The 12,954-nt window shown below is 43.6% G+C and carries 9 protein-coding genes; 3 read left to right on the top strand and 6 right to left on the bottom strand.

All coding sequences use genetic code 11. The annotated features are described in order from the left end of the window. The first annotated feature begins 176 nt into the window (after nt 1-176). Nucleotides 177-1,574: a PhoH family protein gene (locus AYW75_RS03480; protein WP_067095441.1), complete on the top strand. Its 1,398-nt coding sequence runs from the start codon at nt 177-179 to the stop codon at nt 1,572-1,574. Nucleotides 1,575-1,634: 60 nt separating this feature from the next. On the opposite strand, the gene AYW75_RS03475 is transcribed toward AYW75_RS03480, so the two are convergent. Continuing rightward, nucleotides 1,635-2,168, bottom strand: coding sequence for an NADPH-dependent FMN reductase (locus AYW75_RS03475; RefSeq protein WP_067095438.1), 534 nt, complete (start codon nt 2,166-2,168; stop codon nt 1,635-1,637). Between the two features lie 105 nt (nt 2,169-2,273). Continuing rightward, nucleotides 2,274-2,966, bottom strand: a complete 693-nt coding sequence (locus tag AYW75_RS03470) for an aspartate/glutamate racemase family protein (RefSeq protein ID WP_067095435.1) — start codon at nt 2,964-2,966, stop codon at nt 2,274-2,276. A gap of 425 nt (nt 2,967-3,391) precedes the next feature. Here AYW75_RS03470 and AYW75_RS03465 point away from each other — a divergent pair, with 425 nt between their 5' ends. Next, on the top strand, nt 3,392-4,318 hold the full coding sequence (locus AYW75_RS03465) for a LysR family transcriptional regulator (RefSeq protein ID WP_067032139.1): 927 nt from the start codon (nt 3,392-3,394) through the stop codon (nt 4,316-4,318). A gap of 40 nt (nt 4,319-4,358) precedes the next feature. Here AYW75_RS03465 and AYW75_RS03460 read toward each other — a convergent pair whose 3' ends face one another. From AYW75_RS03460 to AYW75_RS03445, 4 genes are all read right to left on the bottom strand, one after another. After that, nucleotides 4,359-7,511: an efflux RND transporter permease subunit gene (locus AYW75_RS03460; protein WP_067095433.1), complete on the bottom strand. Its 3,153-nt coding sequence runs from the start codon at nt 7,509-7,511 to the stop codon at nt 4,359-4,361. A 13-nt stretch (nt 7,512-7,524) separates the two neighbouring features. Beyond that, on the bottom strand, nt 7,525-8,673 hold the full coding sequence (locus AYW75_RS03455) for an efflux RND transporter periplasmic adaptor subunit (protein ID WP_067032146.1): 1,149 nt from the start codon (nt 8,671-8,673) through the stop codon (nt 7,525-7,527). Between the two features lie 241 nt (nt 8,674-8,914). After that, the gene (locus tag AYW75_RS03450) at nt 8,915-10,411 is read right to left on the bottom strand and encodes a CoA-acylating methylmalonate-semialdehyde dehydrogenase (RefSeq protein WP_067095431.1); all 1,497 of its coding nucleotides are present in this window, start codon (nt 10,409-10,411) and stop codon (nt 8,915-8,917) included. A 41-nt stretch (nt 10,412-10,452) separates the two neighbouring features. Further along, complete coding sequence (locus tag AYW75_RS03445) at nt 10,453-11,793, bottom strand: aspartate aminotransferase family protein (protein WP_067095428.1); 1,341 nt, start codon at nt 11,791-11,793, stop codon at nt 10,453-10,455. Nucleotides 11,794-12,156: 363 nt separating this feature from the next. Between AYW75_RS03445 and AYW75_RS03440 the strand changes: the two genes are divergently transcribed. Then, nucleotides 12,157-12,954, top strand: a complete 798-nt coding sequence (locus AYW75_RS03440) for a substrate-binding periplasmic protein (RefSeq protein ID WP_067095426.1) — start codon at nt 12,157-12,159, stop codon at nt 12,952-12,954.

The following is a 12,954-nucleotide window of genomic DNA, read 5'->3' as shown; positions in this document are numbered from 1 at the left end:
CAATGCGCAACGTATACCTCCATCCACAAGGGAAGCGTGATACTTAATGACCCAAGAGACTCAACAACACCTCCCTGCCCGCGCGTTTATTGTACGCAGCACTTCGCCGTATTCCTCACATACTACACAAGCGTATCTAAAGGATTATTTATCTCTAAGTAGAGGAGAGAAGTACTATGGAAAAGATCTATGTGTTAGATACCAACGTGTTACTTCACGACCCAATGGCCATCTACGCCTTTGCGGAACACAAAGTCGTCATTCCTATGACAGTCTTGGAAGAGTTAGATGAAATCAAGGATCGCAGAGATAAAGACGTAAGCCGAGAAGCACGCCTAGCGATTAATATCATTGATAAAATAGTTGGGGATGCCTCCCCTAAAGATTTACAAAACGGCGTCCCTATCCATACCGCCGAAACAGAGCAAGTGGCGAAAACCTTTGGAACCCTGGCTATTTTTCCTGACCAACAAATTACCAACATCGACAACGTTCCATTCTTAAATGGCAATCATCATCACGCCAACGACAACCGAATCATCAACGTTGCACTGAGCTTACAAGCCACTAATCCACGTGCCAGTGCGTGCCTAGTCACTAAAGACATTAATATGCGTATCAAAGCAAAAGGCTCCGGGCTTGAGCGTGTTGAAGACTACCGTAAAGACAAAGTTTTAGACGATGTTGACCTTTTAAATAAAGGTTACGTACACATCGAGGGTCGTTTGTGGGACGGTATCTCAAACGTAGAAACTGAAAATCATGGCTCTCACACAGTTCATAAAATAAGAAAAGTAGAGCTTCCAAGCGAACTTTACTTAAACATGTTCGTTATTGATGATGAAGAATTTAGCGGCTTTGTTGTCAATATTGATGAAGAATTCATCTATTTGGTGGATGTAAATCGTCAAAGCCTGATGCACCAGAGCTTCTGGGGGATTGAGCCTCGAAACCTAGAGCAAGCCATGGCTTTTTACCTGCTACGCCACGAAAACAGCGACATGATGATTATGACGGGGCCTGCAGGCTCTGGTAAAACACTTTTAGCACTAGCATATGGTCTACACGTCACCATGGAGGAGAAACGCTTTAATAAAATCATCGTTGCCCGATCAACCCCACCACTGGCGGAAGACATCGGTTTTCTACCCGGGACAGAGGAAGAGAAAATGGCGCCTTGGTTGGCCGCTTTTGACGATAACCTTGAAATACTGCACGGCAGCGATGAGCACTCCGTCAGCAGCATTGAGTATGTGAAACAAAAAGCCAATATTCAATTCAAATCACTGAACTTTATGCGTGGTCGCTCGTTTAACAACGCACTGATCATTGTCGATGAGGCGCAAGGCCTAACCCAGTTCCAACTTAAGTCCATCGTCACTCGTGTCGGTGTAAACTCTAAAATCATCGTGCTAGGCAACCTTGCGCAGATTGATAACAAATACATTACGCCATTGACCTCAGGCTTAACGTATCTGGTTGAACGCTGTAAATCCTTTAAATACACCAGTATTATGCATGTAAACGGTATCGAACGTAGCCGCTTAGCAGAATTTGCTGAAGAGAACTTATAACCTTCCATCCATAAAAAAAGCGGCTCACACGAAGCCGCTTTTTGATAATTAAAACAAGTTTTAGCCTAATTTAGAAAGGATACCTTTCAATTTAGATGCTAATTCCTCATTAGTTAAAATACCTTTCTCTGTATCAAAATTCTCTTCGAATGACGGTACAGATAAGCTGCCCTTCAAATCCATTGCAAAGAATTCTGCGGACCCTTCAGCACTGGCCAAAACACTTGAAGCTCCACCCGGACCAGGGGAAGTAGACATGATAACCGTTGGTTTACCTTGATATACTTCCATATCAATACGAGACGCCCAGTCAAATAGGTTTTTATAGGCAGCCGTGTATGAACCATTATGCTCAGCGAATGACACTAAAATGACGTCAGCGGCGCCAATTTTATCAAAAAATTTTTGACCAAGTGGATGAATACCATTTTCTGTATGGCGTTCGATGCTGTAAATTGGCATCTCATAATCATTTAGATCCAGCACTTCAACGTCAGCGCTTTTGTTTTCAGCCAACAGATTGGCAGCATAAGTAACCAGTTGCTTATTGATAGATGCTTTATGATTTGTTGCAGCAAAAGCTAAAATTTTCACAGCTCGTCCCTCTGATTAGTATTAGGTAATGTTTAGTACTTACTACGTTAGCACGTCACTAAGGATTAAATGTGTCAAAAGAAAGCCAATAAGTTAATGCTCTATTTACTTTAATGCAAAAGTTACAGCTGCTTGGGCATGTATTGCAGTCGTATCAAACAAAGGAACATCGGTATCTTTTTGCTCAACCAACATACCAATCTCAGTGCACCCAAGAATAACAGCTTCAGCGCCTTGCTCTTTTAGTGTCTGGATAATGCGCAAATACTCAGCTTTAGCAGCATTTTTCGTAATGCCTAAACATAGCTCTTGGAAGATAACACGATGTATCAAAGCCCTATCACTATCCGTTGGTACCAGTATATCCAAGTCAAATTTCTCAGCTAAACGACCTTTATAAAAGTCTTGCTCCATTGTAAACGCCGTACCAAGCAAACCAACACGTTCGATACCAGCGCGAACTAACGCCTCGCCAGTTGCATCCGCAATGTGGATAAGCGGGATATTAATAGCATCTTCGACTTGATCCGCCACTTTGTGCATGGTGTTAGTACAAATTAAAAGGCAGTCTGCTCCGGCAGACTCTACACCACGAGCGGCTTGCGCTAAAATTGAGCCTGCTTGCTGCCAATCAGAATTGCGCTGGCATTCTTCTATTTCAGAAAAATCGACACTATACAACGCAATCTTCGCAGAATGTAGTCCACCCAAAGACGCCTTGATGCCTTCATTCAGAGCTCGATAATAGCTCTGCGTGCTTTCCCAGCTCATACCACCTAACATACCAATCGTTTTCATTGTGTCTTAAATACTCCCTTAAATAGTTCTACTGTTTTACCTTATCCTATGCTCCGTTATCGATCAAAGGTGCTACAAACTTATGTTCTTACTGTAACCGAAAAGCAGTGCTAAATCAGACATAGCCTCCTCAGTAAACCGTCTTTTTGCGCTCACCTGTAGTATTCACACAGAACGCCTCAATCACGAAAAATCGGTTTTTCTAAATTAACGCGTACGTTTTTGACTCATATTGTAGAGCGAACTATTGAGATATTTACGTTAAAGAATAAGCTATTTACCCCTTAACTGATTACGTTTAATTGCTCTTTTGTGTACGTAAAAACATATAGACAAGAACAAAAAATGGTACAATTCTAAACCAATTATCGAGTCCTTTAGATTTCAGTATATTGACGCTTCATTTTTTATTGGAAGACCTAAATATGATTCCAAATCAGTTAAATACATTTAACACTGTTGTTAAAAATGGCAGCTTTTCCAGCGCAGCCAGATTACTCGGCGTATCATCTGCTGCGATCAGTAAATCTATTTCGCAGTTAGAAAAAAACTTAGAATTACGACTTTTTCATCGCTCTACTCATTCCCTTACATTAACCGAAGATGGCCAAGAGCTTTATAAACGTACTGGCCATTTAATCGAGCAATTAGAAGATCAAATACGCTTAAGTACCGACAAGCAAAAGTCACCCCATGGTCGCTTAAAAGTGAATTTACCTGATAGCTTTGGAAGAATGTTTGTCTTACCCCTAGTTCCCGCGTTCTTAGAAAAATATCCAGATGTTGAATTAGATTTGAAGTTTGATGACCGCATGGGCGATTTGGTTAAAGAAGGTGCAGACGTAGGTATTGGTGTATTGGGCAACGACGACAGCTCACTGATAGCAAGGGAGTTCTACTCATTACAACCAGTACTGGTTGCTAGTCGTGACTACCTTCTTAAATACGGTGAGCCCACGACGCCTCAAGACTTATTGCAACACAACTGCATTGCATATCGTTCAAATACCACAGGTAAGAAGAAACTCTGGAACTTCAGAACAGACGGTGAGCAGATTCAAATGGAGCCCGAGGGCAATCTCATTGTTAACAACTTGTCAGCCGCCATGACAGCAGTAGAAACAGGGGTCGGTATCGCGGCAGTAGGTGTTGGCAACTATGGAGCGTGCCTTGAACAGGGCGGCTTTCGCCGAGTATTACGAGGCTATGAATCAGATCCGATCAAAGTTATGATTTATTATTCATCAAGGCATTACCTTCCAGCTAAAACGCGTGCTTTTATCGATTATATGATTGCTAATGTGCAAGAGAAATGCCCACTAGAACTTGAAGAAATGATCCATGCTTTATAAATAGAAAGGCGACCCTAAATTCAGGATCGCCTTTTGATGTCTAAACAGAATTTCGATTAAGGTTTTTCCGCTCTAGCGCCGTCATTGCCATATAAAATACCGGCGTAAATAATAATCCAAAAATAGTGACACCAATCATACCTGAAAAGACAGCAATCCCCATTGCCTGACGCATTTCAGCGCCGGCTCCCGTTGCCAACACCAAAGGCACGACTCCTGCAGTAAAGGCAATTGATGTCATCAAGATTGGGCGTAAACGCAAACGACACGCAGATAATATGGCCTCTAATCTAGACTCACCTTGATGACGTTTATCTCTAGCAAACTCCACCATCAAAATAGCATTTTTACTGGCCAATGCGACCAATACGATCAAAGCAACACTGGTAAAAATATTGTTATCTCCCCCCATTAACCACACACCAAATAGTGCTGACAGTATCGTCATCGGTACGATTAAAATGATCGCTAACGGTAACGTTAAACTCTCGTATTGAGCGGCAAGCACCATAAACACTAGCAGCACTACAAGTGGAAAAATATAAACCATTGTATTACCCGCTAAAATTTGTTGGTAGGTCACTTCTGTCCACTCAAATGCCATACCTTTATCAAGTTGCTCACTAAGAATTCTCTCAATCGCTTCTTGTGCCTGATCCGAGCTGTAGCCAGGTGCAGGATTACCATTTAATTCAGCGGTTGGATAACCGTTGTAATGCATGACACGGTCAGGTCCAATTGCCGATTCAACAGTAAGAATAGATCCTAGTGGCACCATGGTTCCAACCTTATTACGCACTTTTAAGCGTAAAATCTGCTCTGGATCAACACGATGTTCAGCTTCTGCTTGGGCATTTACTTGATACGTTTTTCCAAATAAATTGAAGTCGTTTACATACGCTGACCCCAAATAAATCTGTAGCGTTTCAAAAACTTGATCAAGAGGAATTCCTTGTAGTAAAGCTTGCTCACGATCCACTTCAATATCCATCTGCGGTACCTGAATACGGAAACTTGAGAAAACTCCAGTAAGAGCAGGTTCCTGATATGCGGCATTCATCACTTTCTGTAGATTAGCAAACAAAACATCAAACCCTAGACTTGCTCGATCTTCAATTTGAAGCTTAAAGCCTCCCGTTGACCCCAAACCAAGAATCGGTGGTGGTGGAAAGATCGCTACAAACGCTTCATCTATGGTGCTAAATCGACCGTTCAGTTGTCCTGCTATGGCACCAGCAGAAAGTTCAGGTGTCTTACGTTTTTCAAAGTCCTCCAATGTCACAAAGACAATGGCACTGTTGGAGCTATTGGTAAATCCGTTTACTGACAAACCAGGGAATGAAACGGTTTGCAGTACACCGGGGGTAGCCAACGCAATTTGTTCCATCTCTCGAACGACAGCTTCTGTTCTATCTAGACTAGCGGCATCCGGTAGTTGAGCAATGGCCACTAGATATTGCTTGTCTTGTGACGGAATAAAACCGCCAGGAACCGCGTCAAACAGTTTAATAGTACTGCCCAACAAACCGATATAGACCACACCAACCACAACGCCTAAACGAATGAGCTTTTTAACGCCTTTTTCATAAGCTCTTCCACCTCGCTCAAACAATCGGTTGAATGGTGCAAACAACCAACGACCAAACATTGCATTCATCACTCTTGTCAGTGCATCCGGCTTCGCATCATGGGAACGTAGCAATAACGCAGACAAAGCCGGCGATAAGGTCAACGAGTTAAAGGCTGAGATAAGCGTAGAGATCGTAATGGTTAAAGCGAACTGCTTGTAGAACTGACCACTTAAGCCTTGAATAAACGCAGTTGGGATAAACACTGCGCACAAAACTAAAGCTATCGCGATAATTGGCCCAGTTACCTCACTCATTGCTTGGCGTGTAGCGGCCACGGGAGAAAGGCCATTTTCAATATTACGTTCTACGTTCTCCACCACTACAATCGCATCATCGACCACGATACCGATGGCCAATACCAAACCAAATAAAGACAACGTATTAATAGAAACGCCCAACCATTGCATGACTGCAAAGGTTCCAACAAGAGACACGGGTACAGCAATCAATGGAATAACCGATGCGCGCCATGTTTGTAAGAATAAAATAACGACAATAACTACCAATACAATCGCTTCTAGCAAAGTGTTGATGACAGCATCGATTGAGCCTCGAACAAAGACGGTCGGATCATAAGCAATATCGTACTCAACACCTTGAGGAAAACGCTTTGCCAATTCCTCCATTTGCGCTCGTACTTGATTCGATAATTCAATTGCATTGGAGCCTGGTCGCTGAAAAATAGGGATAGCTACCGCAGTTTGTCCACTTAACAACGCTCTTAATGAGTAAGAGTCTTGTCCAAGCTCGATTCTAGCCACGTCCTTTAAGCGTGTCATCGCACCATTGCTACCAACTTGAACAATGATATTTTCAAATTCTTCAATGCTTTCAAGACGTCCTTTTACATTGAGAAGTATTTGAAATTCACTGTCCAACGCTACAGGTTGTGCACCTAAACTCCCTGCGGCCACTTGCTGGTTTTGTGCTCGTACTGCCTGCACCACATCACTCGGAATTAGACCTCTCGATGCCAATTCATCGGGATCCAACCACAAACGCATAGAGTACTTACCTCCTCCAAACATTCGCACATCACCCACTCCTGGCAAACGCGCCAAAGCATCTTTAATGTAAATATCGGCATAGTTTGAGAGATAGCTAATATCTTGATCACCTTTGGGGGAAAACAAATGCACTACCATGGTCAAGTTTGGCGATGATTTCTCTGCCACTACCCCAAGACGTTGCACTTCCTCAGGAAGCCTTGGTAAGGCACTGGATACACGGTTTTGCACCTGTACTTGAGCTCGATCTAGATCGGTCCCAAGCGCAAATGTCAGCGTCAATGTCATACGCCCATCGCTGGTTGCTTGAGAGAACATATACAGCATGTTTTCCACGCCATTCATTTCTTGCTCAAGTGGTGCCGCCACCGTTTCAGCAATAACTTTCGGATTGGCTCCAGGGTAATTCGCAGTCACAACAACCGTTGGAGGCACCACCTCTGGATATTCACTGACGGGAAGTTGAAACAGAGAAATGCCACCACCAATCAAAATCAGCAAGGATAGCATCGCCGCAAAAATGGGTCGGCTAATAAAAAAATGACTGAACTTCATTATAAGTGAATCCTTATGATGCTGACGGTTTAACGTCTGCTAAGGCCAATTCAGCCGTTTTAATTGATACATTTCTAGGAGCAATTATCATACCTGGCCCCACTCGAGCAGGGCCATTTACCGCAATCCGCTCATTGGGCTGCAAGCCCGACTCAATGACGCGGAGTTCACCCTCACGACGCCCGAGCTGAACCTGGCGGTATTCCAACATATTGTCTTGATTAACCACTAAGACAAAGCGATTTTCTAAGTCCGTTCCTACCGCACGATCAGGTACTAAAATAGACGGCTGACTTGCCGCGGCCTGTAGCTGGATACGAGCAAACGCACCGGGTCGAAGTACCTCATCATTTGACTTAAATGACGCTCGCACACGTAACGTACCACTCTCAATATTGATTTGATTGTCTATGAAGTCTAAAAAGCCATGATATTCATTCTGAGCTTTGCCTGATAAAACTAAAGTGGCCTGTGTTTGGCTATTTGCTTTAACCTGTAAAAATGAGTCATTCCATGTACGCTCATCCACATCAAAGTATGCATGTAGAGAATCCGTTGCGACCAGTTTCGTTAGGACACTTTGCCCCGCTTGTACGGTATTACCAACGGTAATAAATGCATTAGATACTTGTCCATTAATCGGCGCTCGAACCTCGGTAAACTGTAGATTTAACAAAGCGGATTCCAACGCAGCTTGTACTGAAGCCAGTTCAGCACGACGCTGCTGAGCAACGGACATTCGGGACTCTGCTTGCTCTGCTGACATAGCGTTACGTCCTTGCAGACTTTTAGCCCGTTGTGCTTCAGACTGAGCCTGAGTGAGCGCCGCTTGTGCACGATTTAGTTCCGCAGTTAAGCGAGCGACTTCAGCAGAAAATGGGCGAGGGTCGATTTTGAATAGTAAATCACCGCGTTTAACTTGACTGCCCTCTTTAAAAGACACTTCATCAATGACACCTGATACTCGTGGGCGCAAGTCCACTTGCTGTGGCGACTCTAAGCGCGTAGTAAATGTGTACTCGGGGCTGTATTGGGCGTAAACCACCTTCGCTACATCTACGGGTTGAGCTGGTTTTTTTGTAGCAACCGTTGAATCCGCTTCTGCGGAGCAACCGACTATGACTGTAGCCAAAAACAAAACAGAAAATATTCGCAAAGACATGTACCTAACTCCGTTGATAACGATTGCGTCAAAAGAAAGTCGGCAAGTATCTACGAATGGCCTTTAACTCTGTAGTAGGCACCAAGTTAAATTGGTTTAAACCTAAAGTTACAACAAAACGATGCAATAGCTTCTGAATCACTCACTATCAATAAAAATGGCACCATTCTTATTGAAATAGTGCCATTCAAGGTTGAGAATGTGACAATCACCTTAACATGCTTAGAGAGTGTAAATGGATCTACTGCTGACTTGGAAAGGCAAATTGTGCTGCTCCATGAGTTGCACGTTTTGGCCAACGCTGGCTGATTGCTTTGCGTCGTGTGTAGAAACGAACGCCATCCGGGCCATATGCATGTAAGTCGCCAAAAAGCGAGCGCTTCCAGCCACCAAAACTGTGTGAAGCAACAGGGACTGGTAATGGCACATTGACGCCGACCATGCCAGCTTCAACTTCATCGCAAAACATCTCAGCCGCTTCACCATCGCGCGTAAAGATACAGGTACCATTGCCGTACTCATGTTCATTAATCAACGCGATGCCCTCTTCTAAGCTGTTCACACGTACAATGCAAAGCACAGGCCCAAAGATTTCTTCTTGGTAAATACTCATCTCTGTGGTCACTCGATCAAACAGACAACCACCAATGAAGTAACCTTCTTCATATCCCTCTACGTTCAATCTACGACCATCTACTAACAAGTTAGCACCACTGGAAACACCTTCACCGACATATTGAGTCACTTTTTCAAAATGTTCTTTAGAGATCAGCGGCCCCATTTCTGAGCTTTCTTGAGTGTATGCGCCAATTCGCAACGCCTGTATTTGCGGGATAAGTCTTTCTATTAAACGTTCTGCTGTTTCATCGCCAACGCACACCGCTACGGAGATCGCCATGCAACGCTCACCACAAGAACCAAAAGCAGCGCCCATTAAAGCACTGACTGCACCCTCTAGCTCCGCATCAGGCATAACGATCGCATGGTTCTTGGCTCCACCTAGCGCCTGCACTCTCTTCCCTCTCGCTGTACCTTGGGAATAGATATACTCCGCTACTGGCGTCGAGCCGACAAAACTCATGGCTTTTACCTGAGGCGCTTCAATCAACGCATCGACAACTTCTTTGCCGCCGTTGATGACACTCAATACGCCTTTTGGCAACCCCGCTTCCACGAGAAGTTTCGCAATATAAAGCGTCGAACTTGGATCTTTTTCTGACGGCTTCAAAATAAAGCAATTGCCACATACTATGGCTAACGGATACATCCACAAGGGCACCATAGCAGGGAAATTGAAGGGGGTTATGCCCGCCACAATACCAACAGGTTTACTCTCACTCCACGCATTAATCCCAGGGCCTGTATTAGAAGAATACTCACCTTTAAGTAACTCAGGTGCACCACAAGCGTATTCAACATTCTCAATACCACGTTGCAATTCACCTAATGCATCAGGAAGCGTTTTACCGTGTTCTTCACTGATCAGCTTTGCGATCGTTTCTTTGTTCTGCTCCAGCAGTTCTTTGAAACGAAACATGATGCGTGCACGCTTTAACGGCGGTGTGGCTTTCCACTCAGGTAACACCTCTTCGGCCGCTGCTATGGCTGCGGCAACGGTCTGAGCATTGCCCATTTCCATAGAGCACGTAACTTTACCTGTCGCAGGGTTAAATACATCGATGACTTGTTCGCTGTGGCTGATCATTTTACCTACGATAAAATGCGTTACTGTTTCCATAACTTTGTATACCTATTGATACGGTTTAAATATGTGATGACTTAATCTAACTCGTGTAGCGTCTCATGGACGGCACTAAACAAACGCTCTAAGTCTTCTGGATCGGCATTAAAAGTGGGGCCAAATTGCAACGTATCACCTCCTGCTCGAACACAATAGCCTTTGTCCCAAAGTGCCAACATGGCTTTGAAGGGGCGAATGGTTGGATCACCTTCTTTAGATTGAATTTGAAGTGCGCCCGCTAAACCACAATTACGTATATCTATCACGTGATCGGTTCCTTTAAGGGCATGCAATTTATTCGCAAAAATAGGGGCTAATTCCGCCGACTGCTCAATTAAATGATCGCGCTCAAGTAAATCCAAACAGGCCAACGCTGCTGCACAAGCCACAGGGTGAGCGGAATACGTATAACCATGGGTAAATTCGATCGAATGATCGGCTAGAGGTTGCTCCATAAATGTTTTATAGATCTCCTCTGAAGTCACTACGGCCCCCATCGGAATGGCGCCATTGGTAAGCTGCTTAGCTGTATTTAAAATATCCGGCGTGACGCCGAAATACTCCGCTCCCGTCCAGCGACCCATTCGGCCAAACGCAGTAATGACTTCATCGAAAATAAGTAAGATGTCATGTGCATCACAGATTTCACGAAGGCGTTGCAAATACCCTTCTGGCGGCACCAAAACACCAGCAGAACCTGACATAGGCTCAACAATCACTGCAGCGATATTTGAGGCATCGTGAAGTTCAATCAGTTTCAAAAACTCATTCGCCAATGCTACACCGCCGGTTTCAGCCATGCCTTTTGTAAAAGCTAACTCTGGCTGCAGAGTATGTGGGAGGTGATCTGCATCTAGGAGTTGGCCAAAGGTTTTACGGTTACCATTTATACCACCTAGGCTGGTGCCACCGAAGTTCACTCCGTGATAACCTCGTGCACGACCAATTAGCTTAGTTTTGCTGGACTTGCCTTTCGCTCTCCAATAGGCACGAGCTAGTTTTAACGAGGTATCAGCGCTTTCCGAACCTGACCCGGTAAAAAGCACGTGATCAAGACCCTTTGGCATTTTCGCAACGATGCGCTCAGCAAGTTGAAAAGACAACGCATGCCCAAATTGGAAGGCTGGTGAGTAATCGAGAGTCCCTAGTTGCTCTGCGACCGCTTTTTGGATTTCTGGACGTGCATGACCTGCACCACAAGTCCAAAGTCCTGACAGAGAATCGTAGACATCACGTCCATGCTGGTCTTTGAACCAAGATCCAGATGCCGATGCAATAATGCGAGGATGACTATGAAAGTGGCGGTTGGCTGAAAATGGCATCCAATGCGCACTCAAATCAACTTCTGTTTCTCCCTGCGAAAATCGATAATGACTCATGCTAACCCCATATTTTTCTATTCTGTAGGACTCTTTTTCGCATGAGTTCGGCTGCCATTAAATACAAACTTGCTTTACTCAAGTTAAGTAAAAACGAAATTGAATTAAAAAACCTACAAAATCAGCCTAACTCTAGCCGCTTATGAACTGTGAATTATATTCAGCCTATTGGTTTATAAGCATTTTTTAAATAAGAAAAACAGAATAAACTAATATAACAAAAATTTATCTTTACGCGACTAGAGGCTTTACAGATTAAGGGGATTGTGTTTTTGTGTGTAATAATCATGCAAAAAAAAGGAAAAAAACTAGAACAATACCGTACTAGACTGCATTATAACCCTAAAGAATATGGAGGATAGTTTGAATAGCTGCCATGGTTATCTGTTTTGTCTTGGTTTTTTGTTGTTAACCAATAGTATGGCCCATGCCGAAAAAGTGGTGCTTTACTCAATGCACTTTCCCCCTTATTCGATCAATGCTGACATTGTCCCCTCTTATGAAGATAATGTTGGTGAGGACGGTTTGTATGGCGCCGACATTGAAATAATTCGAGCAGCTTACGCATCTCAGAACATTGAGGTCGCCTTCAAAACAGCCCCTTGGAAACGCATCATGCGTGATTTGGAAGCTGGACTTATTTTAGGCGCGGTATCTTGTCGCCCAATAGCAGAAAGGTCCGCTTTCAGTTATTTTTCAGAAGCTGTCAGCTACTCTACAATGGTTTTGGCCACCCAAAAAGACTTCTTAGGCAAACAAGATTCTCATCCACTGAACATACTATCTACCTATAAAAACATCGTAATGGCTGGGTGGGCGCAAGAGCATATTCTAAAGAGTAATAATATTAACTACTCTGTCGTAAACGGCATAAATAAAGGAGTAGCTCTATTATTACATCGTAATCAAGATATCTTCATGACAGATAAAGAAAGTCTGGTTTATGTGCTTGATAAGATGGATGTGAAAGATCAATTCAGTTTCTACAAAATAGATAACATCGATCACACTGATTACACGGTTTGTTTTAGCAAGAAATTCAAGCACTCAGAACACCTATGGCGTACTTTAAATCGAGGTTTAAGCGTGCTTCGTGAATCAGGAAAAATACGTGATTTGTACGCAAAATATGGCATTACCAACCCTAATGACGTCCCTTAA

This window comes from Marinomonas atlantica (assembly GCF_001639725.1).
In the GTDB taxonomy this organism is placed as follows: Bacteria; Pseudomonadota; Gammaproteobacteria; order Pseudomonadales; family Marinomonadaceae; genus Marinomonas; species Marinomonas atlantica.
This window is presented reverse-complemented; position numbering and strand designations above follow the sequence as displayed.